Here is a 26835-nt window from a genome sequence, read left to right on the forward strand (position 1 = left end):
TCCGTCGTCATGGCCTTGATCTGTCCGGTGTGCAGCGCGGAGAACCGCGCCGGCGCCAATTTCTGCCGCGGCTGCGGCGGCAAGCTGGCCCCTGCGGCACCCGCGCCGATGGCGCCGCCTCCGCCGCCCGGCAGCAGATCGGAGCGCGAGTGGGCCGCCACGGCGCCCGCGCAACTGCGTGCGCCCACCATTCCGGGCGGGCTGTTCGAAGCCGGTGCCTACGCGGCTTCCGCGGCCTCTTCCGCGAGCGCGAGCCTGCCGGACGAGGACAAGACTGTCATCGTTGCGCCGGGGTCTTCCGGGCGGCTGCCTTCGCGGCCGCGGGAGGGCCGTGCGAGGAAGAAATCTTCTTCTGCTTCTTCTTCCGGGAGCAGGACGCGGCGGTCTTCCGGCGCCGAGGCGCAAAAGAAGCCTTCGCGCTCCCGCGGCATGTGGCTGTGGGGGGCGCTGCTGGCGGTGGGCCTGCTCATGATCGCCGCCGGCTGGTACGGCTACGGGACCGGCAAGCCGTCCGAAGCGACGCCGGCTGCTGCCGCAGCAGCGCCTGCTGCGCCGCCCGTCCCGTTGCCCGAGCCGGCCGCTGCGGCGCTGCCGGAACCTCCGGCCGCCGAAGCGCCGGCCACGGGGACGGCCGCACCAGCTGCGGCAAGCGACACGCCTGCGGCAGCCAATAACAAGCCGCCAGCCGCCACCGCCAAGTCCCGCAAGCCGGCACCGGCGGCACCCTTGCAGGCCGGCGCCATGGCCGATCCCGCACCGGCTCCCGCCGCCGTGCCGCCCTCGCCCCCGGCGGCGGCAGCGCCCACCGATCCCCAGGCCCTCTGCGGCGACCGGAACTTCATCGCGAAGGCCCAGTGCATGGCCGCGCAGTGCCTCAAGCCCGAATACAAGCCGCATGCGCAGTGCGAAGCCGTGCGCCGGCAGCAGCGCATCGAGGAAGAAAAGCGCAACCCCACCCTGGTGAACTGAGCGCGCGCTGCGGCGCAGGGGCTCAGCCCTTTTGCAGCCGCTCGATGGCCACGGCCAGCGCGGCGGGCTTGCCGCACAGCACGAGCGTGTCGCCGTCGGTCAGCACCGTGTCGTCGGTGAACACCTGGTTCTGGCCGTCGTGGCGGCGCAGGCTGGCGACGCGCACGCCCAGGCTGTCGAGCGCCAGCCGCGCCAGGGTCTGGCCGACGGCGCGGGCGCCGGGCGTGAGCGTGAAGGTGTTGAGCCGCTCGTGGTCGAGCTCGTCGGCGTTGTCGTCGTCCGCGCCGTGGAAGTAGCCGCGCAGCAGGTTGTAGCGCGCATCGCGCTGGTCCTGCACCACGCGGATCACGCGCCGCATCGGCACGCCGACCAGCGCCAGCGCATGGCTCGCGAGCATCAGCGAGCCCTCGATGGCCTCGGGCACCACCTCGGTCGCGCCGGCGGCCTGCAGCTTCTCGAGGTCGAGGTCGTCCTGCGTGCGCACGATCACCGGCACCTGCGGCGCGTGGGAGCGGATGTTGGCCAGCACCTTCATGGCACCCGGCACGTCGAGATAGGTCACGACCACGGCGCTGGCGCGCGCCAGGCCGGCCGCCATCAGCGCCTGCAGCCGGGCCGCGTCGCCGAACACCACCGAATCGCCCGCCGCTGCGGCCTGGCGCACACGGTCGGGGTCGAGGTCCAGCGCCATGTAGGGAATGCCTTCGCGCTCCAGGATGCGCGCCAGGTTCTGGCCGCAGCGCCCGTAGCCGCAGATGATCACGTGCTTGGCGGTATTGATGGTCTTGCGCGCGATCGTGGTCATCTGCAGCGATTGCTGGAGCCAGTCGCTCGCCACCAGCTTGCGCACGATGGCGTTGGTGTACATCACGATGAAGGGCGTGGCGAGCATCGACAGCACCATCGACGCCAGCACCGGGTTGGCCAGCCACGGCGGCAGCAGGCTGCGCTCCTGCGCCAGCGCCAGCAGCACAAAGCCGAATTCGCCGGCCTGCGCCAGGTAGAGGCCGGTGCGCAGCGACACGCCCGCGGTGGCGCCCAGCACCCGCGCCAGCAGCGTCACCAGCGCCAGCTTGAACGCCAGCGGCAGCAGCAGCAGCACGGCCACCAGCGCCCAGCGCTGCACCACGATGTGCCAGTCGAGCGACATGCCCACCGTGATGAAGAACAGGCCCAGCAGCACGTCGTGGAACGGACGGATGTCGGTTTCGACCTGGTGCTTGTATTCGGTCTCCGACACCAGCATGCCGGCGATGAAGGCGCCCAGCGCCAGGCTCAGGCCGGCCAGTTCGGTGAGCCAGGCCAGGCCGAGCGTGACCAGCAGCACGTTCAGGATGAAGAGCTCCTCGCTGCGCCGCCGCGCAACGAGCGTGAGCCACCAGCGCATGATGCGCGGGCCGCCATAGAGCAGCACGCCGATCAGCAGCGTGGCCTTCACGAGCGCCAGGCCGATCGCCTTGGCCAGCGCCTCGGGCGGCGCGCCCAGCGCGGGAATCAGCACCAGCAGCGGCACCACCGCCAGGTCCTGGAACAGCAGCACGCCCATCACGCGCTTGCCGTGTTCGCTCTCGAGCTCGAGCCGCTCGGCCATCAGCTTGACCACGATCGCGGTGCTGCTCATCGTGAGGGCGCCCGACAGCGCCAGCGCCGTCTGCCACCCGAGCCGCCAGGCCGGAGGGAGCTGCGAGGCGATGGCGAGCGCCCCGGCGGTGGCAATGGCCATGGTCAGCAGCACCTGCAGCAGGCCCAGGCCGAACACGTGCTTGCGCATGGCGCGCAGCTTGGGCAGGCTGAATTCGAGCCCGATCACGAACATCAGGAACACCACGCCGAATTCGCCGAGATGGCGGATGGCTTCGGAGTTCTGCGCCAATGCCAGCGCATGCGGCCCGATCAGCACGCCGGCCGACAGATAGCCCAGCATCGGCGGCAGTTTCAGCGAGCGGCAAACCACCACGCCGAGCACTGCGGCCAGCAAATACATCAGCGTGAGATCGAACGAGGACATTGCCGGATGCTAGAGCAATGTCCATGCCCCGAACGTGCGGCTTGCATCGAGCGGCGGCGCGCGCCGGCCGGCCCGTAAAATCCGCCGATGAGTTCAGCTCCCCTGCCCCCCGTGGTCGACGCCGACGCAATCCTGGCGCGGGCGCGCGCCACCTTCGACATCGAGTCCGATGCCGTGATCGGCCTGAAGTCGCGCGTGGGTCCGAGCTTCGTCGAGGCCGTGCGCAAGATCCTGGACGTGCGCGGCCGCGTGGTCGTCATGGGCATGGGCAAGAGCGGCCACGTCGGCCGCAAGATCGCGGCGACCCTGGCCTCCACCGGCACGCCGGCCATGTTCGTCCACCCGGCCGAAGCGAGCCACGGCGATCTCGGCATGATCAAGCCGGTCGACCTGGTGCTGGCCATCTCCAACAGCGGCGAGGTCGACGAGCTCACCGTGATCCTGCCGGTGGTCAAGCGCCAGGGCGTGCCCCTCATCGCGATGACCGGCCGCACCGATTCCACCCTCGCGCGCCACGCCGACATCGTGATCGACGCCGGCGTGGCCAAGGAGGCCTGCCCGCTCAACCTCGCCCCCACCGCAAGCACCACCGCCCAGATGGCGATGGGCGATGCGCTGGCAGTGGCGCTGCTCGACGCGCGCGGCTTCGGCTCCGAGGACTTCGCGCGCTCGCACCCCGGCGGTGCGCTCGGCCGCAAGCTGCTCACGCATGTGAGCGACGTGATGCGCTCGGGCGACGAGGTGCCGCGCGTGGCGCCCACTGCAACGCTCAGCGAGCTGATGCGCGAGATGAGCTCCAAGGGCCTGGGCGCCACCGCCGTGGTCGACGCGCAAGGCCGCGCCATCGGCATCTTCACCGACGGCGACCTGCGCCGCCAGGTCGAGACCGGCGGCGACCTGCGCGGCCTCACCGCCGCCGACGTGATGCACCCCGGCCCGCGCACGCTGCGCGCCGAGGCGCTGGCGGTCGAGGCGGCCGAGCTGATGGAAGAACACCGCATCACCAGCGTGCTCATCGTCGACCCCGAGGGGCTCCTGATCGGCGCGCTCAGCATCAACGACCTGATGCGCGCGAAGGTCATCTGATGCCGATCGACTTCCAGGCCGAGACCTTGCTCGCGGCGCAGGACGTGCGCATCGCGTTCTTCGACATCGACGGCGTGCTGACCGATGGCGGCGTGTATTTCACCGAGCACGGCGAAACCCTCAAGCGCTTCAGCATCCTGGACGGCTACGGCCTCAAGCTGCTGCGCCTGGCGGGCATCACGCCGGCGGTGATCACCGGGCGCGACTCCAAGCCGCTGCGCGTGCGGCTCGAAGCGCTGGGCATCCAGCACGTGCGCTACGGCACCGAAGACAAGCTGCCCGCGGCCCAGGCCATGCTCGAGGAGCTCGGTTTCAGCTGGCTGCAGGCCGCGGCCATCGGCGACGACTGGCCCGACCTGCCCGTGCTGGCGCGCGCCGGCTTTGCGGCCGCGCCCGCCAATGCGCATGCCGAAGTGCGCCAGGCGGTCAACTACGTCACGCGCGCACGCGGCGGAGAAGGCGCGGCGCGCGAGTTCTGCGATCTGCTGCTGACGGCCTGCGGCCAGTACCGCCGCCTGCTCGACGCCGCCCGGGGTCCGAGGCAATGAAGCGTGCCTGGAACCTGCTGCGCGACGTGCTCGACCGCGCCACCATCTACCTGCCCATCATTCTCACGGCGGCGGTTGCGCTCGGCACTTATTGGCTGGTGCGCAACGCGCCCAAGCTGCTCGCACCCACCGCCAAGGCCGCGCCCACGCACGAGCCCGACTATTTCATGCGCGGCTTCGTGATCAAGAACTTCCTGCCCAACGGCGACCTGCGCAGCGAACTCCATGGCAAGGAAGGCCGGCACTACCCCGACACCGACACCGTCGAGGTCGACGACGTGCGCATGCGCTCCGTTTCGCCGCAGGGCTACACCACCCACGCGACGGCCAATCGCGGCATCTCGAACTCCGACGGCAGCGAGATCCAGCTCTTCGGCAACGCCATCGTCATCCGCGACCCGGTGGTGGGGCCCAGCGGCAAGTCCACGCCGCGCCTGGAGTTCCGCGGCGATTTCCTGCACGCCTTCCTCGATACCGAGCGCGTGACCTCGAACAAGCCGGTCACGCTCATCCGCGGCAGCGACCAGTTCACCGCCGACCACCTCGACTACGACAACCTGAGCGGCGTCGCCAACCTGACCGGCCGGGTGCGCGGCGTACTGATTCCCTCGGCGGCCGGCAAGCCGCGCTGAACTGCGCATGAGCCCGTCTCCGCTTGTCTTCATCACCGGCGCATCGAGCGGCATCGGCCAGGCCCTGGCCGCCAGCTTCTACGAGGCGGGCTACCGCCTGGCGCTGGTGGCGCGGCGCACCGCGGAGATCGAATCCTGGGCCGGCGAGCGCCAGCTGGACCCCGCCCGCTACCAGGTCTATGGCGCGGACGTCGCGCAAACCGACAGCATCGTGGCCGCCGGCGCCGCCTGCATCGCGCGCCAGGGCCTGCCCGACGTGGTGATTGCCAACGCCGGCATCAGCGTGGGCATCGACACCGCAGAGCGCGAGGACATCGAGGTGATGGCCCGGACCTTCGCCACCAACAACGTCGGCCTGATGGCCACCTTCCATCCTTTCGTGGCCGCGATGCGGCAGCGCGGCAGCGGCCGGCTGGTCGGCATCGCGAGCGTCGCGGCCATTCGCGGGCTGCCGGGGCACGGCGCCTACTGCGCCAGCAAGGCGGGCGTGGTCGCGTACTGCGAGAGCCTGCGCGGCGAACTGCACAACAGCGGCGTCAAGGTCGTCACGCTCTGCCCCGGCTACATCGACACGCCGCTGACCCAGGGCAACCGCTACGGCATGCCCTTTCTCATGAAGACCCGGGACTTTGCCGACCAGGCGCTGCGCGCCATCGAGGCGGGCACCAGCTACCGCGTGATTCCCTGGCAGATGGGCGTGGTCGCCAAGCTGATGCGCATGCTGCCGAATGCGCTGCTCGACCGCGCCGTGCAGGGCCGCGCCCGCAAGAAGCGCAGCGGCGAAAGCTGATGACTTCGCCGGAGCGGCGGCTCCAATGAAAAAGGCTCCCTGAGGAGCCTTTTTTACTTGTGCGTGACGGGATGCAGCGTTCAGTAGCCGCTGTTGCCGCCGCCGCCGTAGCCACCACCACCGCCGGAGCGGCCACCGCCGCCACCGCCACGGGGGCCGGCACCGTAGGGGCTGCGGAAGCCGCCATCGCCGCCACCACCACCGCCGCCGGAGCGGCCACCGCCACCGCCACCGCCGCCATAGCCGCCACCACCGCCGGAGCGGCCACCGCCGCCACCACCGTAGCCACCACCACCACCGCCGCCGTAGCCACCGCCACCACCGCCGCCATAACCACCACCGCCGCCGCCGTAGCCGCCGCCACCGCTGCGGGGCGGACGTGCTTCCATGGGACGTGCTTCGTTGACGACGACGCTGCGGCCGCCGAGCGGCTGGCCGTTCATGCCATTGATGGCCGCTTGCGCTTCCGCGTCACTGCCCATCTCGACGAAGCCGAAGCCCTTCGAGCGGCCCGTGTCGCGTTCCATCATGACCTTGGCGCTGGTCACCGCGCCGAATTGTCCAAAAGCCTGTTCGAGATCACTGTCGCGCACCGAGTAAGGCAGGTTGCCGACATACAGTTTGTTGCCCATCAAGGGACTCCTATAAACACATAGCAAGAAAAGCGATGGAGTCCCGAAAGCATCACTCAAACGAGAGCCGTCGAGTCGCGCGAAACTGACCGATCACCGAACTTCCTCCCCGGCAAAATGAAGAGGGAGGCTCGTGCATTATGGGTGAAATACGTGAAATGCAAGCAGTAATTTGCTGCATCCTGTAGGGCCTCGAAAAATTTACAGAAAGCTAGCGCATGCTTACAAACCCGGCCGGTGGCTGCGGCGCAGCAGGTAGAATCCGACCCGTCATTGGGGAGTAGCCGCCTTCCATCGCGAGAAGGGCCCGCGTCAACAGACTTGTCCTGCCCCACAGGACATGGCGCGTGCAGTGAACACACCTGGCGAGACCTTTGACCGTGCAACTTCGGGAATACGGCCGAAGGTGTTGCACGGTCAATTGCGTCCTTCGGCCCAAGGAACCCTCTCTTTCATGGAAGCTTTTCTCGTTGCAACCGGCGTGGTTGCGCTCGCCGAAATGGGCGACAAGACCCAACTGCTGGCTCTTCTGCTCGCGGCGCGTTTCCGGAAACCCTGGCCGATCGTGCTCGGGATCTTCGCCGCCACCATCGTCAACCACGCGCTGGCCGGCGCGGTCGGCAACTGGATCACCCACTGGCTCGGGCCCGACGTGCTGCGCTGGATCCTGGGCGGCTCGTTCATCGCCATGGCGGCGTGGATGCTGATTCCCGACAAGCTCGACGAAGACGACGCGCCCGCGGCCAGCCACTACGGGGTCTTCGGCACCACGCTGGTCGCGTTCTTCCTGGCCGAAATGGGCGACAAGACCCAGATCGCCACCGTCATGCTGGCCGCCCGCTTCACGCAGGACTACGTCTGGGTGGTCGCCGGCACGACGCTCGGCATGATGCTGGCCAACGCACCGGTGGTGTGGCTCGGCGAGAAGATCGTACGGCGCGTGCCCATCAAGCTGGTGCACGGCGTCTCGGCCGCGATCTTCCTCGTGCTCGGCATCGTGATGATCGTCGGCTGGTAGCGCGGCGGGGCGATATACTGCCGGCTGCGCCGATTTGCTTCAGCTTGCGGGCGCTTAATAAATTCAGCTAAAGACAGTCCAGTTGGCGAACAAGCAACCCGGCTCGTTTTTGGCGAGGCCGGGTTTTTTCATTGATGTCGTCACCTCCCTTGGTCGTCACTGCGCAGTCGATGCAGTTCGAAGGCCCGCTGGCCCTGCGCAGCGGCGCGTCGCTCGGCAGCTACACGCTCGCCTACGAAACCTACGGCACCCTGAACGCCGAGCGCAGCAACGCGGTGCTGGTGTGCCATGCGCTCAATGCCTCGCACCATGTGGCCGGCACCTACAAAGGCCAGGCGCGGTCCGAAGGCTGGTGGGACAACATGGTGGGCCCGGGCAAGCCGGTCGACACCGACCGTTTCTTCGTGATCGGCGTGAACAACCTGGGTTCCTGCTTCGGCTCCACCGGCCCGATGCACGTCGATCCCGCCACCGGCCGCGTCTATGGCGCGGACTTTCCGGTGGTCACGGTCGAAGACTGGGTCGATGCGCAGGCGGCGCTGCTCGATGCGCTCGGCATCCGCACGCTCGCGGCCGTGATGGGCGGCAGCCTGGGCGGCATGCAGGCGCTGTCGTGGACGCTGCAGTACCCCGACCGCGTGCGGCATGCCGTGGTGGTGGCCAGCGCGCCCAACCTCACGGCCGAGAACATCGCCTTCAACGAAGTGGCGCGCCGCGCCATCGTCACCGACCCCGACTTCCACGGCGGCCATTTCTACGAGCACGGCGTGATCCCCAAGCGGGGCCTGCGCATCGCGCGGATGATCGGCCACATCACCTACCTGAGCGACGACGTCATGAACGCGAAGTTCGGCCGCATCCTGCGCAGCGCGGTCGAAGGCGAGGCGGCGGGGCTCGACTACCGCTATTCCACGCAGGACGTCGAGTTCCAGATCGAGAGCTACCTGCGCTACCAGGGCGACAAGTTCAGCGAATACTTCGACGCCAACACCTACCTGCTGATCACGCGGGCGCTCGACTACTTCGACCCCGCGCGTTCGCATGGCGGCAACCTCAGTGCGGCATTCGCCGGCGCCACGGCCAAGTTCCTGCTCGTGAGCTTCAAGACCGACTGGCGCTTCTCGCCCGCGCGCAGCCGCGAGCTGGTGAAGGCGCTGCTGGACAACCGCCGCAACGTGAGCTACGCCGAGATCGACGCGCCGCACGGGCACGACGCCTTCCTGCTCGACGACGTGCGCTACATGGGCGTGGTGCGCTCCTACTTCGATCGCGTGGCGCACGAGATCCAGGCCGAAGGGAGCGCGTCGTGAGCGACATCCAGACCCAGCGGCTCATTGCCAACCTCGTGCCCGAGGGCGCGCGCGTGCTCGACCTCGGCTGCGGCGACGGCGCCCTGCTCGACCTGCTGCAGCGCGAGCGCGGCTGCACCGGCTACGGCGTGGAAATTGCCGACGGCAACGTGCTGCAGTGCATCCGCCGTGGCGTCGACGTGATCCAGCTGAACCTCGACGAAGGCCTGGCGATGTTCGACGACGCCTCGTTCGACGTGGTGCTGCAGATCGACACGCTGCAGCATCTGCGAAACGCCGAGATCATGCTGCGCGAAACCGCGCGCGTGGGCCGCATCGGCATCGTGGCCTTTCCCAATTTCGCGCACTGGCCCAACCGCATCAGCATTGCGCGCGGCCGCATGCCGGTGACGCGCCGCCTGCCCTACCAGTGGTACGACACGCCCAACATCCGGGTCGGCACCTTCAAGGATTTCGAGGTGCTGGCACAGAAGAACAGCCTGCGCGTGCTCGATGCCTTCGGCGTGCAGGAAGGCCGCAGCGTGCGCTGGCTGCCCAACGCGCGCGCGGGCACAGCCGTGTTCAAGTTCGAGCGGGAGCGCTGAGCGATTCCGCGCCCCGACTGAAAACAACGGCTGCTCCATGAGCTTCACGCTCTCGCAACCGGCGCACAGCGAGCTGCTGATCAAGAAGAGCCGCTTCATCGGCTGCGTGCAGCCGGTGGCCGACCGGGCCGCGGCCCTGGCCGTGGTGGCATCCCTGCGCAGCGAGCATCCCGCCGCCGCGCATGTCTGCTGGGCGCTCATGGCGGGCGGCCAGTCGGCCGCCAACGACGACGGCGAGCCGGGCGGCACGGCCGGGCGCCCCATGCTCGAAGTGCTGCGGCACCAGCAGCTCGAAGGCGTGCTTGCCACGGTGGTGCGGTACTTCGGCGGCATCAAGCTGGGCGCGGGCGGACTCGTGCGGGCCTACACCGACGCGGTGGCGCAGGCCTGCCTCGGGGCCACGCTGGTGCCGCTGGTGCGCCAGCGGCTGCTGCAATGCGCCGTGCCCTATGCGCTCGAAGGACTGGTACGGCGCGAAATTGCCGCGGCGCCCGGCGCGTCGCTGGTCGATGTGCGGCATGGCGATGCGGTGGACTTCACCTTCACGCTGCCCGAGCCCGACGCGGATGCCTTCATCGCCCGCCTCGACGATGCTGCGCAAGGTCGCGCCGTCTGGCCGCAGGCGTGAGCCGGCGCGCCGGTGCGGCCACGGCCGAGGGCGGCGCCATCGCCAGCACGCCGCGCGGCGCGAGCGCCACGGGCACTGGCGTATCGTCGTCGGGACCGCGCCGCGCCATCTCGGCCGTCACGATGCCGGTCGGCACGGCGAGCACGCCCCAGCCCAGCAGCATCATCACCGAGGCAACCGCGCGGCCGAGGTCCGTCTTGGGCACGAGGTCGCCGAAACCCACGGTGGCCATGGTCGAGATGGCCCAGTAGATCGCCACCGGAATGCTGGTGAAGCCGTGCTGCGGGCCTTCCACCACATACATCAGCGTGCCCATCACCAGCACCACCAGCATCACGAAGCCCACGAACACCGTGATCTTGCGGCGGCTCGCGGCCACGGCCGAGACCAGCGCGCGGTATTCCACCGAATAGCGCGAGAGCTTGAAGATGCGGAACACGCGCAAAAGCCGAAGAATGCGCACGTCGATCAGGTAGGCGAGCTCGGGCGCGAGCGCCACCAGGAAGGTCGGCAGCAGCGCGAGCAGGTCGATCACGCCGTAGAAGCTCAGCGCATAGCGCAGCGGCTTGTTCACGCAGGCGAGCCGCGCGATGTACTCGAGCGTGAACAAAATGGTGAACACCCATTCGAGCACGTTGAACACGGGCCGCCACTGCTCGCGGATCGACTGCACGCTGTCGAGGATCACCACCAGCACGCTGGCCACGATCACCGCGATCAAGGCCAGGTCGAACAGCAGGCCCGCGCGCGTGTCGGCCTCGAAGATCACCGTGAACAGCCGGCGCCGCCAGCCGCTGGCAGGCTTGTCGAAGCGCGAATCGATGGTCGAGGAGATCGCGAGGCTCCGGGCGGCAGGCGCGGTGTTCGATCGGGTCATCTTGCGGGGCCGGGGTCACTGGAGAGTGTCATTGTCGGGCGCCGCGGGATTTATTCGGTTACGTTTATTGCGCAATGAAGTGCCGCAGGCCGCGAGCGGGTTCTTACGATAGTCGTTTTGTTGAGGAGCTCCCCATTGGCCACACAGTCCCCCTTTTTCGGCAAGCGTGATCGTGATACCGACTCGTTGACCTCTCGCCCCGCGCCGTTGGTGGGCTCGGGCACCAATCTCTCGGGCTCGCCCGTCAATCCTTCGTCGCTGACCGCGCAGCAAGGGGGCCTCTCCGCAGCGGCCGCACCGGCCAAGGAAGGCGGCAGCAAGCTCACCGTCGGCCCCAACATCAAGCTTAAGGGCGTCGAGATCACCGATTGCGACACGCTCGTGGTCGAAGGCCTGGTCGAAGCGACCATGGACTCGCGCCTGATGCAGATCGCCGAACAGGGCGAGTTCAAGGGCTCGGCCGAGATCGACATCGCCGAGATCCGCGGCGTGTTCGACGGCAACCTCACGGTGCGCGAAAAGCTCGTGATCCACTCGACCGGCAAGGTCACCGGCAAGATCCGCTACGGCAAGATCGTGATCGAGGAAGGCGGCCAGCTTTCGGGCGAAATCAGCTTCGGCGCCAAGCCGTCGCTGCAAGCCGCAGCCTGATCAGGCTTTCGGCTCAGGCCGCCTCTTCGGGCGGCTTCCAACCCAGGCGCTCCAGCAAGGCACCGGCCGCGGCCGGTGCTTTCTCTTTGGCGCCGTTGATGAAGTAGACGAACACGTCGCGCTTCCTGGGTGCTTCGGCCCAACGCTGTGCGCGCTCGGCCCAGGCGTCGAGCGCCTTCGGCGCATAGCCGGTCTTGAGCTTGGCGTCGGCCATCATGAGCCGCGCATAGGCGAAGTCGCCTTCGGGCTCCTCGAATGAAGGAAACTTGTCGGCGTCGGTGAACACCGTCGAGACCTTGTGCTTCTTCGCGAGCGCCTGGTAGCCGGGCGTGATGAAGCTCGGGTGCCGCACGTCCATCACGTGGCGCAGCGCGCGGCTGCCTTCCTTCCTGGGCAGCAGCTCGAGAAAGGCCTCGAAGTCTTCCGCATCGAAAGGCTTCGTGGGCATGAACTGCCACACGATCGGGCCGAGCTTGTCGCCGAGCTCGCTCACGCCGCTGTCGATGAAGCGCTTGATCGAATCGCCCGCCGTGGCCAGCACCTTGCGGTTGGTGGCAAAGCGCGAGGCCTTCATCGAGAACACGAAGTCTTCCGGCACCTCGTCGTGCCATTTGCGGAAGGTCTCGGGCTTGAAGGTGCTGTAGTAGGTGCCGTTGATCTCGATGGCGCTCACCTGCCGGCTCGCATAGCGCAGCTCCTTCGCCTGCGCGAGCCCCTTGGGATAGAAGTTGTCGCGCCAGGGCTCGTAGGTCCAGCCGCCGATGCCCACCTTGATCCGAGTCGATGCTGCCTTGCTCACATTGCGCTCCGGGTTGAGATCGCCGCACTCTACGCGCGCTCGCCCAAGGGCGCAAAATGCGATTTTTTCCTTAGCCGCGGAGAACCCGATGAACGCCCCCTTGCACCGCGAAATGCCCGCCGGCCTGCTCGATGCCGAGCGTGCCCTGTCCGATGTCAGCGCCCAATGGGACGGCGACATCCTCAAGCAGCTCACCGACTACATCGCCATTCCTGCCAAGTCGCCCGGCTTCGACAAGGACTGGTCGGCCCACGGCTACCTGGAAACCGTGCTGCGCAATGCGGCGGCCTGGGTCGAGGCGCAGAAGGTCGAGGGCCTGAAGCTCGAGATCGTGCGCCTGGAAGGCCGCACGCCGGTGCTGTTCTTCGAAGTGGCCGCCAGCGGCACCGATATGGGCGAGACCGTGCTGATGTACGGCCACCTCGACAAGCAGCCCGAATTCACCGGCTGGCGCAACGACCTCGGCCCCTGGACGCCCAAGTACGAGAACGGCCTGCTCTACGGCCGCGGCGGCGCCGACGACGGCTATGCGGTCTACGCCAGCATCGCTGCGCTGCAGGCGCTCAAGAACCAGGGCGCGGCGCATCCGCGCATCGTCGGGCTGATCGAGACCTGCGAGGAAAGCGGCTCCTACGACCTGCTGCCGTACGTCGATGCATTGCGCCCGCGGCTGGGCAACGTCGAGCTGGTGATCTGCCTGGACTCCGGCGCCGGCAACTACGACCAGCTGTGGCTCACCACCTCGCTGCGCGGCATGGCCAGCGGCACGCTCAAGGTCGAGGTGCTGACCGAAGGCATCCACTCGGGCGACGCCTCGGGCCTCGTGCCCTCGAGCTTCCGCATCATGCGGCAGGTGCTCGACCGCCTCGAGGACAGCGCCACCGGCCGGCTGCTCCCCGCGAGCTTCCACTGCGAAGTGCCGGCCGACCGCCTGGCGCAGGCCAGGGCCACCGCGGCGATCCTGGGCGACGAGGTCTACAAGCGCTTTCCGTGGGCCCACTACGACTGCGGCGGCTCGACCATGTTCGCGCTGCCGACCACCACCGATCCGGTCGAGGCGCTGCTCAACCGCACCTGGAAGCCCACGCTGTCGGTGACCGGCGCCGAAGGCTTTCCGGCGCTGAAGGACGCGGGCAACGTGCTGCGCCCCTACACCGCCTTCAAGCTGTCGCTGCGCCTGCCGCCGCTGGTCGATGCGGCCGAGGCGGTGCAGCAGCTGAAGGCGCTGCTCGAGGACAACGCGCCCTACCAGGCGCGCGTGACCTTCGAAAGCGGCGGCGGCGCCACCGGCTGGAATGCGCCGACCATCACGCCGTGGTTCGAGGATGCGCTCAACAAGGCCTCGCAGGCGCATTTCGGCGCATCCTGCGGCTACATCGGCCAGGGCGGCACGATCCCGCTGATGAACATGCTGAGCGCCGGCTTCCCGAAGGCGCAGATGATGGTCTGCGGCGTGCTGGGTCCGAAGAGCAATGCCCACGGCCCGAATGAATTCCTGCACGTGCCCTACGCCAAGAAGCTCACGGCCGCGGTGGCCGAGGTGATTGCGGCCCTGCCGGCGGCGCACCGCGCCGCCACCGCGGAGCCGGCAGCCGCTTGAGCCCGGCGGCGCCGGCGCCGCTGCCTTTGCCGCAGCGGGTTTCGCTGCCCACGCCGGACGGCGAAACGCTGCTGCTGCGCCGCCTTCCGGCGGCCGGCGCATCGCGCGGCGTCGTCGTGCTGGTGCATGGCCTCGGCGAGCATGCCGGGCGCTATCACCAGCTCGCGGCGCGCCTGCATGCATGGGGCTTCGCGGTGTGGGCCCACGACCACCATGGCCACGGCGGATCGTCCGGCGCGCGCGGCGCACTGCCCGGCGAACTGCGGCTGGTCGAAGACCTCGCGCTGGTCATCGACGATGCGCGCCGCGGGAACCCCGGCTTGCCGCTGCTGCTGCTCGGCCACAGCCTGGGCGGGCTGGTCGCTGCCAGCCTGGTGGCACGCGGTGTGCGGCCGGTCGACGGCCTGGTGCTGTCTTCGCCGGGGCTCGACCCGGGCCTGAGCGGATTCCAGAAGGCGCTGCTCGCGGTGCTGCCGCGCATTGCGCCCGGGCTGCGCGTCGGCAACGGCCTGGACGACAACTTTCTTTCGCACGACCGGGCCGTGGTGCAGGCCTACCGCGACGATCCGCTCACGCACGACCGCATCGGCGGCCGGCTCGCGCGCTTTCTGGCGCACGAAGGGGCGGTGGTGCAGCAGGCCGCGGCACACTGGCCGGTGCCGACCCTGCTGCTGTATGCGGGCGACGACCGGCTGGTGGTGCCGGCCGCGAGCCGCGCCTTCGCGGCCGCCGCGGCGCCCGGCGGCATGGTCGAAGCACAGTGCTTCGAATCGATGTACCACGAGATATTCAACGAGCTCGAGGCCGAACCCGTGTTCGCCGCGCTGCAGCGCTGGCTCGGCAAGCGCTTTCCGCCGGACTGACGAAGGAAGAAGCGTTTCAGGCGCTCGCAGCCGCCGCCTCGCGCCGGCGCGTCTGCGCAAGCCACAGCAGCGCTGCGCCCGTGAGCGCCACCGGCACCAGCGAGCCGTAGTTCAGCAGCTGCCAGCCCTGCGTCGTGACCAGCACGCCCGAGGCAAACGAAGTCAGCGCGAGCGTCGCGAACACGCAGAAATTGAGCGCGCCCTGCGCCCGGTCGCGCTCTTGCGGGGTGTAGGCCGTGAGCGAGAGCGTGGTGCTGCCCGTGAACAGGAAATTCCATCCCACGCCCAAGAGGCACAGCGCCACGAGGAAGTGCTGCAGCTCCACGCCCGACAGCGCCACGGCGATGCAGCCGAAGTTGAGCGCAAGCCCCACGCCCATCACCGGCAGCGCGCCGAAGCGGCGGATCAGGTGGCCGGTGAAAAAGCCCGGCGCGAACATGCCGATCACGTGCCATTCGAGCACCAGCGCGGCATCGGAAAAAGGCAGGCTGCAGATCTGCATGGCAATGGGCGTGGCGGCCATCAGCAGGTTCATCACGCCAAAGCCCAGCGCGCCTGCCGCGGCCGCCACGATGAACACCGGCTGGCGCACGATCTGCGACAGCGGCCGTCCGCCCAGCGCCTCCTGGCGCGTGAGCGTGGCGGGAAACTCGATGAAGCGCATGACCGCCATCGACAGCAGCGCCACCGCCGCCAGCGCGATGTAGGCGCCCGCGAACGGCACCGCGAACGCCTCGCGCGTGGCGGCCGCCAGGTTGGGCCCCGCCACCGCGCCGATCAAGCCGCCGGCCATCACCAGCGACACCGCCTTCTCGCGCCAGGCCGGGGCCGCGAGTTCGGCGGCCGCGAAGCGATAGAGGTTCGCGTTGGCGTTGTAGTAGCCCGCCACCACCGTGGCCAGGCACAGGAGCCAGAAGTTCTTCGAGATGGCCGCGAACGCGCACAGCAAGGCCGAGCCCAGCCCCACCGCCAGCCCGATCTGGAACGACCCGCGCCGCCCGAAGCGCTGCTGCGTGCGCGCCACCAGCCCGGTGGTGAGCGCACCGCCCACCACGTAGCCCATGACCGGCAGCGTGGCCATCCAGCCGCGCGGCGCGATGCTCAGGCCCACCAGCCCGTTGATGGCGATGAAGGTGACGTTGTTGGTCAGGAACAGGCCCTGGCAGATGGCGAGCAGCCAGAGGTTGCGGTTCATGGAGAAATGGCGGCGAAGGCGCGTTGCGGCATGGAAGGCTGCGGTTCTACGCGAATCGCCCCGGATGCGCCAGCCGAACTGCGGCGGACCAAAAAAAAGCGCCCTCGCGGGCGCCGGAATTTCCGATGAGCAAACAGTTCGCTCAAGGCTGCCTGTTCTGCAGCAGGCCGCCGAGCGTAGCCAGCAGGTCGTTCGGGTTGTCCAGGCCCTGCTCCGGCACCTTGCCGTGCGGCGTGAGCTGGTCGATCAGGGCCGGCAGCATGGTGGCCAGCATGGGCAGCAGCGTTTGCGCATTGATGCCGAGCTTGGAGGCGATGCTGGCGATGGTGTCGCTGCCCAGCGCGTTCTCCAGTTGGCCGCCGGACACGGGCTGGTTTTCGCCCTTGCCGATCCAGGAGCCGATCACGTCGCCCATGCCGGCCTGCTCGAATTTCGAGACCAGCCCTCCCAGGCCGCCCGCGCCGCCGTTGTTGGCCAGCAGGCCGCCCAGCGCGCCGGCAAGGCCCCCCAGGTCTCCCAGCCCGCCGATGCCGCCGCCTTGCGGCTGCTGCTGCTGCTGGGCGGCGCCCCCGAGAACCTGGCCGAGTACCGAATCGAGCATTCCCATGGACGTTTCCTTGGTGTGTGACAGAACCGCTGGCATTTTCCCAGCGCGAGGGGCCGCGGGCGAACAAGCTTGTTTACTTTTAAGCCCGCAGCGTGACAAATTACCTGGGTCGCGGTGCGCGTTTGGGCAGCAATGCGGGGCTTACCCCTTGCACGCCGACCAGACCCAGCACTGTCACCAGCGAATTCTGCGCGCCTTTCCAGGCATCTGTCACGTCGATCGCTTCGCTCAGGGCATGGAAGCCGGTCGACTTTCCGCCGCCGCCGATGATGATGGCCGGGATGCCGTACGACATCGGCACGTTGGCGTCGGTGCTGCCGCCGCGCAGCAGCGTCTTGTGGCCGAAGGCGGTGTTCGAGCGCACAGCCGCTTCCACGATCACCGAATCTGAAGGCGTGCGCCCGCCCGGCCGGTCGCCGATCAGCTTGTTGCTGGCGCTCAGCGTCGCCACGTTCCAGCGCTTGTTCTCCTCGGCCACCGCTTCGTCGATGGCTGCGAGGATCTTCTTTTCGGTCTCCAGCAGCGACGCCATGTCGTCCGAGCGGATGTCGATGGCCATGCGGGCATCGGGCGCAATGGTGTTCACCGAGGTGCCGCCGCCGACGGTGCCGACGGTGAAGGTGGTCTTGGGAAAGCTGGGCGTGCGGACTTCGGCGATCTTGGCAATGGCGCGGCCCATGCCGTGGATCGCACTGGGCACCTGGCCGAAGGCGGCAAAGCTGTGGCCGCCCGGGCCCTTGAACGTGACTTCATAGCGGTGGCTCGCCGTGCCGAGCACCAGCACGTTGCCGTCCGGCGAAGGCTCCAGCCCCACCATGCCGTCGATGTCGAGGTGGTCGCGGAAGATGGCCTTCATGCCGCGCAGGTTGCCGAGCTCTTCCTCGCCCACATTGGCAACGAAGAGCAGGTCGCCCACGGTCTGGACCTTGTTGTCGTTGAGCACCTTGAGCCACGACAGCAGCACCGACAGGCCGCGCGTATCGTCCGCGATGCCGGGGGCGTGGAGCTTGCCGTCATGCTCCTTCACCTTCACGTCGGTGCCGGCGGGGAACACGGTGTCCAGGTGGGCCGAGACCAGCAGCTTGGGGCCGTTGCCGGTGCCCTTGCGCAGCCCGACCACGTTGCCCTCGGCATCGATCTTTGCGTCGGCGAGCCCGAGCGCCTTCATGCGCGCCAGGAAGGCCTCGGCGCGCTTGCTTTCCTTGAACGGCGGCGCTTCGATCTCGGTCAGCATCTTCAGGTCTTCGACCGAACGCTCGTGGTCGGCCTTGACCGCGTCGAGCAGCTTCAGGACCGCGGGCGCCGCCATCAGCTGCGTAAAGGTTTTTTCCACCTCGGGAGTGACCTGCGCCGGCGTGGGGGCGACGGCGGTGTTCTGGGCCTGCGCGCCCGGCGCGGCGCACAGCAGGGCCAGCACAAGGGGCGCGAGGGGGGCAAGCCGGAGGGCGCGTGGCGAACGAGGCATGGCGTGGAGATCCTTTTCTTGTGATGGGGATGGGTGAGGCGGGTCTTGGCGGAAGCGCCGCTCAAGGGCCCGCGAGCAATACCAGCGCGGCCAGCGCCGCGGTTTCGGCGCGCAGCACGCGCGGCCCGAGCGTGACCGGCGCAAAGCCGCAGGCCAGCGCTTCCTGTTCCTCGGCGCTGCTCAGGCCGCCCTCGGGGCCGCTCAGCACCAGCACGCTGCGATCGGCCGGCGCCGAGGCGGTGGCATCGGCCAGGCGCCGCGTGCCTTCGGCCAGGCTCAGAACAAGGCGCAGCGGGGCCTCGCCCGCATGCGCGCCTATCCAGGCCGAGGGGCTCGAGAACGGCCGCACCGGATGGATCCGCGGCACGCGGTTGCGGCCGCATTGCTCGCAGGCGGCAATCGCAATCGCTTCCCAATGCGCCCTCTTCTTCTCGGCGCGCTCGCCCGAAAGGCGCAGCACGCCATGGGCCGTGGCCAGTGGCTGGATGCTCGCGACGCCCAGTTCGGTGGCTTTTTCGACCAGCCAGTCCATGCGCTCGTTGGCCGGCATGCCGACGGCCAGGTGCACCGCGCGCACGGCCTCGCGCTCGGCCGGCGCATGGGCGCCGATCGTCACCGACACATCGCTGCGCCCCATGCGCTCCACGGTTGCCGCATATTCGCCGCCCGAGCCGTCGAACAAGGTGAGCGCATCGCCGGGCTGCATGCGCAGCACCTGAACGTGGCGCGCGGGGCCGGGAGGCAGTTCGAGCGAGGCACCCGCGGTCAAGGGCACCGGACAGTGGAAACGGGGCATCTAGAGCCCTAGACCCTGCCGTAGGCGAAGCCGCTCAGCGCCGACGTGCCTTCGATCTCGTCGATCACCCGCAGCAGCGGCGTGAGCTCCATGTAGCGGCTGGCGGTGGAGCGGATGTAGGCGATGAAGCGCGGCGTGTCCGCCAAATAGCGCGGCTTGCCGTCGCGCAGCGTGAGGCGGGCGAAGATGCCGGCCACCTTGAGGTGGCGCTGCAGCCCCATCCATTCGACCGAGCGGTAGAACGCGCCGAAATCGGCATCGACCGGCAGCCTGGCCTTGCGCGCGGCTTCCCAGTAACGAATGGTGACGTCGAGCACGAATTCCTCGTCCCAGCTCAGGAAGGCGTCGCGCATCAGGCTGGCGATGTCGTAGGTGATCGGGCCGTAGACCGCGTCCTGGAAGTCGAGCACGCCGAGATCGGCAGCCGAGCCGCCGCCGGGCCGCCCCAAGGCGGCGAGCGCCCCCTCGGGGGGCAGCGAGGACACGCCAGTGCCGAGCGTGGGGGCCACATTGACCATCAGGTTGCGCGGCATGAAGTCGCGGTGCACGTAGACGCTCGGCGAGGCCAGGTTGCTCTCGACGATCAGCCTGAAGCTGCGTTCCAGCCGCTCCTTGAGCTGGCCCTCCACCGCGATGCCACGATGCCGCCCGATGTACCACTCGGGAAAAAGCGCCAGTTCGCGCTCGAGCAGGGCGCGGTCGTAGGGCGGCAGCACGCCTGGCCTGGAGGCCAGCTGCCAGCGGATCAGCGCATCGATCGCCTGGTCGTAGAGCGGGCGGCTGGCGTCGGGCCGGGCCGGATCGATCACGTCGAGCATGGTCTCGCGGCCCAGGTCGTCGAGCAGCAGGAAGCCGTGGGCCCGGTCCCACTCGAGCACCTGCGGCGCGGTCACGCCGGCCTCGGCCATCAGGCGGGCGACCTGCACGAAGGGCTCGCTGTTCTCCTTGTCGGGCGGCGCATCCATCACGATGCGGCTGGCGGCGCTCCCCGTGGCGTCGATGCGGAAGTAGCGGCGAAAGCTCGCATCGGCGGACGCAAGGCGCACCGTCTCGGGCCGCAGGCCGTGCGCGGCGCCGATGCCGGCCAGCCAGTTCTGGAACGCCGCGGCCCGCTGCGGATCTGCCCAGAGAATGGCCGTGGCGGAGGGTGTGGGCTCGGAGGCCGGGAGCGGGGGTGCTGTCATGGATAATCGATTCTACAAATCCGCCTGGCGCGGCAACTCCTGCGGTCCTCCCTGGTCGAACAGAGTTGCCGCCGGCTCCTGCAACCTGCCGGCCTGCCGCGCCGTCCTCCCGACGATCCTTCGTTCCTGACCGATGCCTACGACCCAAAGCCCCCACGCTTGGCACCCTGTGCACTCGCAGCCCTCCCCAGGAAGACTGCGGACCTTCTCCGGAACGATGCGGCGGGAGGCCTGATGAGGCGGCGCGTTGCCTTGCGGCGTTCCGGCCCGCCCCTGCCATTGGCCCTGTTGTCGCTGGCGCTGCTGCATGCGCACGGCGCCTCGGCCCAGCCGGCCGGGGGCCTCGATGGCCCGCTCACGCTCAAGCGCACGCCGCAGCTGACCGAAACGCTGCCGCCCGCCGAGCGCAGCCAGTTGCCCAGCCTGATCACCGGCGACCGCCTGTCGGGCCGCCAGGATCTCGAAACCGTGGTCGAAGGCCATGCCACGCTGCGCCGCGGCGAAGTCGCCATCACCGCCGACCGGCTCGAGTACTACCAGCCCGACGACCGCGCCAGGGCGCGCGGCAACGTGCGCGTCAACCAGGCCGGCAATGTGTACGAAGGCCCCGAGCTCGAGCTCAAGCTCGAGACCTTCGAGGGCTTCTTCAACAACGTGCGCTATTCCTTCCTTGCCACCGGCGGACATGGCGAGGCGCAGCGCATCGATTTCGTCGACAGCAACGTGTCGGTGGCCCGCACCGCCACCTACACCACCTGCCGCCGCGAGGACTTTCCGGGCTGGATGCCGGCCTGGCTGCTGTCTGCAGCCACGCTGACCACCGACACCGAGGAAAACGTCGGCGTGGCCACCGACGCGCGGCTGAGCTTCATGGGCATCAGCACGCCGCCGCTGCCGAGCGTGAGCTTTCCGCTGTCGAACGAGCGCAAGAGCGGCCTGCTGCCGCCCACGATCGGCATCGACAACACCAACGGCATCGAGATCTCGCAGCCGTACTACTGGAACATCGCGCCCAACCGCGACGCCACCTTCACGCCCACGCTGATGAGCAAGCGCGGCCTCAACCTGGGCTCGGAATTCCGCTACCTCGAGAAGGAATACAGCGGCAGCATCCGCCTGGACCTGATGGGCAGCGACCGCCTCGTGGGCCAGCGCTACAACGAAACGCGCGCGGCGCAGCTGCAGCAGCTCGCCAACGGGGAAATCCAGGCCTCGGCCCTGAATTTCGGCGCGCCGCCCAGCAGCAAGCGCTGGGGCATCTGGGCCAACCACCACCAGGATTTCAACGCCAAGGCGCTGGGGCTCGATTCGCTCTCGGCCAACATCAACATCAACCGCGTCAGCGACAACGACTACTGGCGCGACTTCACGCGCACGCCCACCCTGGCGCAGCGCCAGCTGACGAACGACGCCTCGCTCAACTGGAGCAAGGGCGACTGGAGCGGCGGCATCCGGGCGCTGCGCTACCAGACGCTGCAATACAGCCTGTCGCCGATCGTGCCGTCCTATGACCGGATGCCGCAGATCACGGCCAACTACAACAAGTACGACTGGCACGGCTTCGACGTTTCGCTGAACCTGGACTACACGCGCTTTCGCGTCAACACCATCCTGGCCGGCCAGCCGGGCTTCGACATCAACCAGCAGTCGCAGCCCGACGGCGACCGCGCCCTGGCCATTGCCACCATCAGCCGGCCGTTCATCACGCCGAGCTCCTTCGTCATCCCGAAGCTGCAGCTGAACACGGCTTCATACAACTACTACCTGCCGCAGTCCGACGTTCCGAGGCTCACCGTCAACGGAACCCAGTACGTCAACGGCGTGCCCTACAACCCGAACTCGCTGTATTTCTTCCCGACCTCGAGCAACCGGACGGTGCCGACCTTCAGCCTCGACAGCGGCCTGATCTTCGAGCGCGACGCGAACTACTTCGGCCGCGCCTTCCGCCAGACGCTGGAGCCGCGCGCCTACTACGTCTACACGCCGTTCCGCAACCAGAGCATGCTGCCGAACTACGATTCGGCGGCCAACGATTTCAGCTTTGCGACCATCTACACCGAGAACGCCTTCTCGGGCAACGACCGCATCTCCGACACCAACACGCTCACGCTCGGCGTCACCTCGCGCCTGATCGACCCCGACACCGGCGTCGAGGCGGCGCGCTTCGGCATTGCGCAGCGGCTGCGCTTCAGCGACCAGAAGGTCACGCTGCCGGGCGGCACGCCGGTGACCGACCGCGCGAGCGACCTGCTGCTGGGCGCCCAGATCAACTGGACGCCCAAGTGGAGCCTGGACACGGTCGTCCAGTACAACCCCGACACGCACAAGTCGGACCGCTCGGCCATCACCGCGCGCTACAACCCAGGGCCCTACCGCAACCTGAGCGCGGCCTTCCGCTACCAGGCGCCCACCACGCCCCTTGCCACCGACGGCAACAAGTCCTTCGACGTGGGCTGGCAGTGGCCGCTCAACGACCTGTGGGGCGACAAGGGCAAGGACCTCGGCCCGGGCAAGGGCCAGGGCGGCGGGCGGTGGTACGCGGTCGGCCGGCTCAACTACAGCCTGCAGGACAAGAAACTCACGGACGGCGTGCTGGGCTTCGAGTACGACGGCTGCTGCTGGATCGGGCGCGTGGTGCTGCAGCGCATCACGACCGGCACGGTGACCGCCAACACCCGCATCATGTTCCAGCTCGAATTCGTCGGGTTCTCCAGCATCGGGTCGAGCCCGATGCAGACCTTGCGGACCAACATCCAGCGCTACCAGCCCCTTCGCCAGCCCACCGAAGGGCCGAGCCGCTTCACCAATTACGACTGAGACGATTGAGCAACGCCATGAAACACATCCGTTCCATCCTGACCCTGGGCTGCCTCGCGGCACTGGCCGCGGCCTCGGGCGCGCAAGGCCTGCGTCCCGGTGGCGGCAGCGGCATCACCGACATCATGCGCGCCGGTCCCCGGCTGGCGCCGCCGGCGCCGCGCACCGCGCCGTCCACCGCCGCGCCGGTGCAGCGCGCGGCCGAATACATCGTCGCACTGGTCAATTCCGAACCGATCACCAACACCGAGGTGCAGTCGCGCGTCACGCGCCTGATCCGCGAAAACGCCGAAGCCGAGCGCGTGCCGCGCGCCGAGCTCACGCGCCTGGTGCTCGAACGCCTGATCTCCGAGCGCGCACAGCTCCAGCTGGCCAAGGAAAACGGCATCAAGGTGGACGAGGTCGCCATCGACCAGGCCGAGCAGACCGTGGCGCGGCAGAACCAGATCAGCGTCGAGGAGCTGCGCCGCCGCGTGGTGGCCGAGGGCATTTCGCAGCGCGAATTCCGCAACGACCTGCGCGACCAGCTGCTGCTCACGCGCCTGCGCGACCGCGAGGTCGAGTCCAAGGTCAAGATCAGCGACGCCGAGGCCGACGAATACCTGCGCGACCAGCGCAACGCCCCCACCAAGGACGCGGCGCTGCAGAACATCAACCTCGCGCACCTGCTGGTCGCCGTGCCCGAGAACGCCACCGAGGCGCAGGTCGCCAGCCTGCAGCAGCGGGCCCAGGGCCTCGCGCAGCGCGCCCGCGCCGGCGAAGACTTCGCCAAGCTGGTGCAGGAGAACTCCGATTCGCCGGACCGCGCCAACGGTGGCGCCGTCGGCATGCGCACCGCCGACCGCTATCCGTCGCTGTTCGTCGAAGCCACGCAGTCGACGCCGGTCAACGGCATTGCCGGCCCGATCCGCTCGGGTGCGGGCTTCCACGTGCTCAAGGTGCTGGCCAAGGCCCAGCTCGGCGCCACCGACGCCACCGTGACCCAGACGCAGGTGCGCCACATCCTGCTGCTCAACGACCCGAAGCGCACCACCGCCCAGGCCGTGGCGCAGCTCGCGGAATTCAAGCGCCGCCTGCAGGCCCGCACGGCCGACTTCGCCGGCCTCGCGCGCGACAACTCGCAGGATGCGAGCGCAAAGGAAGGCGGCGACCTGGGCTGGTCGCGCCCGGGCCAGTTCGTGCCCGAGTTCGAGGAAGCCATGGACCGCCTGGCGCCGGGCCAGATCAGCGACCCGGTGGTCTCGCGCTTCGGCGTGCACCTGATCCAGGTGGTCGGCCGGCGCGAATCCAAGCTCACGCAGGCCGAGCAGCGCGAAGCCGCGCGGGCCGTGCTGCGCGAGCAGCGGGTCGAGGAAGCCTTCAGCACGTGGGTGCAGGAAACGCGCGCGCGCGCCTACGTCGAATACCGCGAGCCGCCCCAGTCCTGATGGCACACATCGCCAGGAAGCGGTTCGGGCAGCACTTCCTGTCCGACGGCGGCATCATCGATGCCATCGTGCAGGAGATCGCGCCGCAGCCCGGCGACGCCATGGTCGAGATCGGTCCGGGCCTGGCGGCGCTCACCCAGCCGCTGGTCGAGCGGCTCGGGCGCCTGACGGTCATCGAGCTCGACCGCGACCTGGCCAAGCGGCTGCGCGAGCATCCGCAGCTCGAGGTCATCGAGTCCGACGTGCTCAAGGTCGATTTCGCCGCGCTGGCCGCCAGGTTCGCGGCGCCGCTGCGCGTGGTGGGCAACCTGCCCTACAACATCTCCACGCCGATCCTGTTCCATCTGCTGGGCTTCGCGCACCTGATCGCCGACCAGCACTTCATGCTGCAGAAGGAAGTGATCGACCGCATGGTCGCGCGGCCCGCCACCTCCGACTACAGCCGCCTGAGCGTGATGCTGCAGTGGCGCTACAGGATGGAAAACGTGCTGTTCGTGCCGCCCGAGAGCTTCGATCCGCCGCCGCGCGTCGACAGCGCCGTGGTGCGCATGGTGCCGCTGGCCGAGCCGCCGGCCGTGGATGCCGCCCGCCTGGGCGAAATCGTGCAGGTGGCCTTCAGCCAGCGCCGCAAGATCATGCGGCACACGCTGGGCAAGTGGCTCGACGAGCACGGCTTCGCAGGCCAGTTCGATGCCCAGCGCCGGGCCGAGGAAGTGCCGGTGGCCGAATACGTCGCCCTGGCCCAAGCCGTCCCCCCGCGCCCATGAAAAAAGCCCGCCTTGGCAAAGGCGGGCTTTTGGCTTTGATTCGTGAACACCGCGGAACCGGCTTCGCCGGGCCGCAGGTGTTGCCCCCTCGAGGGGGAGGCGGCTACACGAAGCGAGCCGCTTCGGGGGTGGGCTCGTTCAGGCCGCCGCGAGCCAGTAGCCCGCGTTGAAGGGGCTGCTCATGCGCAATGCGAGCGGCGAGACGTCGACCAGTTTGTCGGTCGGCATCTTTTCGCCTTCGGGTTCCGTGCCGGCTGCCGCATTGGCGGTGTTGCCGTTGATTTCGATGCCATCGAGTGCTGCGCCGTTCGGCTGAGCCTCGTTCGCCCGTTCTGCTTGGCTGGTGTGTGCAGAACGGGCTACAGAAAAGAATAGAAGCAGCGGAACGGGACTTTCCGGTCTCCCCAGTAATCGGAGGCATCGCGGAAGATGTCGAGCAGCTGCTCGCGCGCTTCCTTGTCGAACTTGGCGTTGGCCGGGATCTGCTCGAGCACGATCACGAAGCCGGGCTGCGGGCCCGATTTATGCAACGGGTCGGTCATGCAGTCGTACAGCGCGTCGAAATTCTTGCCGAAATGCGCCGGAAAGGTGAACTGCTGGGCGATCAGGTCCAGAACGTCCTGCTTGGTCTGGGCGTTCCCCAGATTGGCGTACAGGAAGTGCTGGCCCGCGGCGTTGGCGGCTTCCTGCAGGTCGTTCACGCGGAACGCACGAATCGACTGCACGATGTTCGGGCGTACGGCACGAAGGGATAAAGTCATCTCCGCTGGTCTTTCCATAGTCATCATCATTTCTTCGGGGCGCTTCGGGGCGCCGCTCAAGTCGTTGTCATCGCTCATGGTGCAATCCGTCTGAAACTCGCGTAGTGGTCTGCCGTGTACCAGCAGGCCTCGGGTGTGGTGCGCTGTTCTCCGCCGCAGACAATGCGCCGTGCACCGCGATCGCGCGAGCCGGGCGTTGCCACCGTGTACTCGCGGTAGTGACCGCGCCGCGCGGGCGGCAAAAGACGCTCGCGGTTGCCAAATACCGTGCCGTCCTTTTCGAATCGGAAGGGGCCGCCACTCAGGATGGCTTCGTAGGTTCGCTGGCCCTGAACCGGCAGTTCGGACAGTGCAATCGATTCCTGGGCGGGCTTTCCGGTGCCGAACCATCCGCGGGCCTCGGCCCCCGTCGCCAATGCCACCAGCATCAAGCCGGTGAGCGCAAACTTAGTGACAGAGGACGTGATCGAGGCGTAAGCCGCCATGGGGCACCACAAGAAAAGAGCGGGGTTCCGAATTGGCAGCCAACCCTGGGGTTAACCCGCAAATTCAAGCCCGCGAGTGTGCACCACGCTGGCGAAAATAGCAAGCGACTGCCCAAAGTTTGAGCAGTCGCAAGGGGATCGAGTGGCGCTTTAAGTTGGCGGCCACTCTCGCCAAATGGCTTATCGCTCTGCGTTTGCGTCGGCGACTGTCAAGGCTGTCATGTTCACGATGCGCCGAACTGTTGCGCTGGCCGTGAGAATATGCACAGGTTTGGCGGCTCCGAGCAGCACCGGGCCGATCGCGATATTGCCGCCGGCCGCGGTCTTGAGCAGGTT

General features: G+C 68.4%; 27 protein-coding genes and 1 riboswitch. Of the genes, 15 read left to right on the top strand and 12 right to left on the bottom strand.

Going from position 1 to position 26835, the window contains the following annotated elements; genetic code table 11:
- Window positions 1–9: 9 nt before the first annotated feature.
- Complete coding sequence (locus tag AC1DMS_RS28425) at window positions 10–969, top strand: hypothetical protein (RefSeq protein ID WP_478182020.1); 960 nt, start codon at window positions 10–12, stop codon at window positions 967–969.
- A gap of 22 nt (window positions 970–991) precedes the next feature.
- Here AC1DMS_RS28425 and AC1DMS_RS28430 read toward each other — a convergent pair whose 3' ends face one another.
- The gene (locus AC1DMS_RS28430; RefSeq protein WP_018903420.1) at window positions 992–2977 is read right to left on the bottom strand and encodes a monovalent cation:proton antiporter family protein; all 1986 of its coding nucleotides are present in this window, start codon (window positions 2975–2977) and stop codon (window positions 992–994) included.
- Window positions 2978–3064: 87 nt separating this feature from the next.
- Here AC1DMS_RS28430 and AC1DMS_RS28435 point away from each other — a divergent pair, with 87 nt between their 5' ends.
- The 4 genes from AC1DMS_RS28435 to AC1DMS_RS28450 are packed head-to-tail and all read left to right on the top strand — an operon-like array spanning window position 3065 to window position 6033.
- The gene (locus tag AC1DMS_RS28435; RefSeq protein ID WP_015868033.1) at window positions 3065–4063 is read left to right on the top strand and encodes a KpsF/GutQ family sugar-phosphate isomerase; all 999 of its coding nucleotides are present in this window, start codon (window positions 3065–3067) and stop codon (window positions 4061–4063) included.
- Window positions 4063–4611, top strand: a complete 549-nt coding sequence (locus tag AC1DMS_RS28440) for a KdsC family phosphatase (RefSeq protein ID WP_369663877.1) — start codon at window positions 4063–4065, stop codon at window positions 4609–4611. Before AC1DMS_RS28435 ends, AC1DMS_RS28440 begins: the two co-directional genes overlap by 1 nt.
- Window positions 4608–5243, top strand: a complete 636-nt coding sequence (lptC, locus tag AC1DMS_RS28445) for an LPS export ABC transporter periplasmic protein LptC (protein WP_015868031.1) — start codon at window positions 4608–4610, stop codon at window positions 5241–5243. The genes AC1DMS_RS28440 and lptC overlap by 4 nt, the downstream gene beginning before the upstream one ends.
- 7 nt (window positions 5244–5250) lie before the next feature.
- Window positions 5251–6033 carry an SDR family oxidoreductase gene (locus AC1DMS_RS28450; RefSeq protein ID WP_436288279.1) on the top strand — a complete coding sequence of 261 codons (783 nt, stop codon included), beginning with the start codon at window positions 5251–5253 and terminating at the stop codon, window positions 6031–6033.
- Window positions 6034–6113: 80 nt separating this feature from the next.
- On the opposite strand, the gene AC1DMS_RS28455 is transcribed toward AC1DMS_RS28450, so the two are convergent.
- A complete protein-coding gene (locus AC1DMS_RS28455) occupies window positions 6114–6665 on the bottom strand; it encodes an RNA recognition motif domain-containing protein (RefSeq protein ID WP_478182021.1) in 552 nt (183 codons plus the stop codon).
- 263 nt (window positions 6666–6928) lie between these two features.
- A riboswitch (yybP-ykoY riboswitch) is annotated at window positions 6929–7113 on the top strand.
- Window positions 7114–7119: 6 nt separating this feature from the next.
- Here AC1DMS_RS28455 and AC1DMS_RS28460 point away from each other — a divergent pair.
- The 4 genes from AC1DMS_RS28460 to AC1DMS_RS28475 all read left to right on the top strand — a co-directional run bounded on the left by AC1DMS_RS28460 (window position 7120) and on the right by AC1DMS_RS28475 (window position 10205).
- Window positions 7120–7683 carry a TMEM165/GDT1 family protein gene (locus AC1DMS_RS28460; protein WP_015868028.1) on the top strand — a complete coding sequence of 188 codons (564 nt, stop codon included), beginning with the start codon at window positions 7120–7122 and terminating at the stop codon, window positions 7681–7683.
- Window positions 7684–7817: 134 nt separating this feature from the next.
- Window positions 7818–8993: a homoserine O-succinyltransferase MetX gene (metX, locus tag AC1DMS_RS28465; protein ID WP_478182022.1), complete on the top strand. Its 1176-nt coding sequence runs from the start codon at window positions 7818–7820 to the stop codon at window positions 8991–8993.
- Complete coding sequence (metW, locus tag AC1DMS_RS28470) at window positions 8990–9577, top strand: methionine biosynthesis protein MetW (RefSeq protein ID WP_015868026.1); 588 nt, start codon at window positions 8990–8992, stop codon at window positions 9575–9577. The genes metX and metW overlap by 4 nt, the downstream gene beginning before the upstream one ends.
- A gap of 37 nt (window positions 9578–9614) precedes the next feature.
- Complete coding sequence (locus AC1DMS_RS28475) at window positions 9615–10205, top strand: IMPACT family protein (protein WP_369663874.1); 591 nt, start codon at window positions 9615–9617, stop codon at window positions 10203–10205.
- Here the strand turns inward: AC1DMS_RS28475 and AC1DMS_RS28480 are convergent.
- Window positions 10150–11082, bottom strand: coding sequence for an ion transporter (locus AC1DMS_RS28480; RefSeq protein WP_018903424.1), 933 nt, complete (start codon window positions 11080–11082; stop codon window positions 10150–10152). The two genes, AC1DMS_RS28475 and AC1DMS_RS28480, sit on opposite strands and share 56 nt — an antisense overlap.
- A gap of 135 nt (window positions 11083–11217) precedes the next feature.
- Between AC1DMS_RS28480 and AC1DMS_RS28485 the strand changes: the two genes are divergently transcribed.
- Window positions 11218–11733, top strand: a complete 516-nt coding sequence (locus AC1DMS_RS28485; protein WP_015868023.1) for a bactofilin family protein — start codon at window positions 11218–11220, stop codon at window positions 11731–11733.
- A 13-nt stretch (window positions 11734–11746) separates the two neighbouring features.
- Here the strand turns inward: AC1DMS_RS28485 and AC1DMS_RS28490 are convergent, their stop codons facing one another.
- Window positions 11747–12532: a DUF72 domain-containing protein gene (locus tag AC1DMS_RS28490; protein WP_278878493.1), complete on the bottom strand. Its 786-nt coding sequence runs from the start codon at window positions 12530–12532 to the stop codon at window positions 11747–11749.
- An 88-nt stretch (window positions 12533–12620) separates the two neighbouring features.
- Here AC1DMS_RS28490 and AC1DMS_RS28495 point away from each other — a divergent pair, with 88 nt between their 5' ends.
- Together AC1DMS_RS28495 and AC1DMS_RS28500 are read left to right on the top strand one after the other, a co-directional pair.
- Entirely contained in the window at window positions 12621–14132 is a 1512-nt protein-coding gene (locus AC1DMS_RS28495; RefSeq protein WP_478182023.1) for a M20 family metallopeptidase, read from the top strand.
- Window positions 14129–14995 (top strand): alpha/beta hydrolase, encoded by an 867-nt coding sequence (locus AC1DMS_RS28500; protein WP_015868020.1) that lies wholly within the window; start codon window positions 14129–14131, stop codon window positions 14993–14995. The genes AC1DMS_RS28495 and AC1DMS_RS28500 overlap by 4 nt, the downstream gene beginning before the upstream one ends.
- A gap of 16 nt (window positions 14996–15011) precedes the next feature.
- Here AC1DMS_RS28500 and AC1DMS_RS28505 read toward each other — a convergent pair whose 3' ends face one another.
- The 5 genes from AC1DMS_RS28505 to AC1DMS_RS28525 form a co-directional block, all read right to left on the bottom strand.
- Window positions 15012–16190 (bottom strand): MFS transporter, encoded by a 1179-nt coding sequence (locus AC1DMS_RS28505; protein ID WP_018903428.1) that lies wholly within the window; start codon window positions 16188–16190, stop codon window positions 15012–15014.
- A 142-nt stretch (window positions 16191–16332) separates the two neighbouring features.
- On the bottom strand, window positions 16333–16797 hold the full coding sequence (locus AC1DMS_RS28510) for a YidB family protein (RefSeq protein WP_015868018.1): 465 nt from the start codon (window positions 16795–16797) through the stop codon (window positions 16333–16335).
- A gap of 100 nt (window positions 16798–16897) precedes the next feature.
- Complete coding sequence (locus tag AC1DMS_RS28515) at window positions 16898–18262, bottom strand: M20/M25/M40 family metallo-hydrolase (protein ID WP_015868017.1); 1365 nt, start codon at window positions 18260–18262, stop codon at window positions 16898–16900.
- Window positions 18263–18323: 61 nt separating this feature from the next.
- A complete protein-coding gene (locus AC1DMS_RS28520) occupies window positions 18324–19058 on the bottom strand; it encodes a 16S rRNA (uracil(1498)-N(3))-methyltransferase (RefSeq protein ID WP_412512104.1) in 735 nt (244 codons plus the stop codon).
- An 8-nt stretch (window positions 19059–19066) separates the two neighbouring features.
- Window positions 19067–20242, bottom strand: a complete 1176-nt coding sequence (locus AC1DMS_RS28525; RefSeq protein ID WP_418146364.1) for an aminoglycoside phosphotransferase family protein — start codon at window positions 20240–20242, stop codon at window positions 19067–19069.
- A 234-nt stretch (window positions 20243–20476) separates the two neighbouring features.
- Between AC1DMS_RS28525 and AC1DMS_RS28530 the strand changes: the two genes are divergently transcribed.
- The 3 genes from AC1DMS_RS28530 to rsmA are packed head-to-tail and all read left to right on the top strand — an operon-like array spanning window position 20477 to window position 25253.
- On the top strand, window positions 20477–23059 hold the full coding sequence (locus tag AC1DMS_RS28530; RefSeq protein WP_015868014.1) for an LPS-assembly protein LptD: 2583 nt from the start codon (window positions 20477–20479) through the stop codon (window positions 23057–23059).
- Between the two features lie 17 nt (window positions 23060–23076).
- A complete protein-coding gene (locus tag AC1DMS_RS28535) occupies window positions 23077–24486 on the top strand; it encodes a peptidylprolyl isomerase (protein WP_478182024.1) in 1410 nt (469 codons plus the stop codon).
- Window positions 24486–25253, top strand: coding sequence for a 16S rRNA (adenine(1518)-N(6)/adenine(1519)-N(6))-dimethyltransferase RsmA (rsmA, locus tag AC1DMS_RS28540; RefSeq protein ID WP_062363868.1), 768 nt, complete (start codon window positions 24486–24488; stop codon window positions 25251–25253). Before AC1DMS_RS28535 ends, rsmA begins: the two co-directional genes overlap by 1 nt.
- A gap of 359 nt (window positions 25254–25612) precedes the next feature.
- Here the strand turns inward: rsmA and AC1DMS_RS28545 are convergent, their stop codons facing one another.
- The 3 genes from AC1DMS_RS28545 to AC1DMS_RS28555 form a co-directional block, all read right to left on the bottom strand.
- The gene (locus AC1DMS_RS28545; RefSeq protein WP_086012221.1) at window positions 25613–26038 is read right to left on the bottom strand and encodes a barstar family protein; all 426 of its coding nucleotides are present in this window, start codon (window positions 26036–26038) and stop codon (window positions 25613–25615) included.
- A gap of 50 nt (window positions 26039–26088) precedes the next feature.
- Window positions 26089–26499 carry a guanyl-specific ribonuclease gene (locus AC1DMS_RS28550; protein WP_015868010.1) on the bottom strand — a complete coding sequence of 137 codons (411 nt, stop codon included), beginning with the start codon at window positions 26497–26499 and terminating at the stop codon, window positions 26089–26091.
- A 180-nt stretch (window positions 26500–26679) separates the two neighbouring features.
- A partial coding sequence (locus tag AC1DMS_RS28555; protein ID WP_478182025.1) for a phosphate acyltransferase occupies window positions 26680–26835 on the bottom strand: 156 nt, incomplete at its 5' end.

Source organism: Variovorax sp. 05T418 (assembly GCF_056396385.1).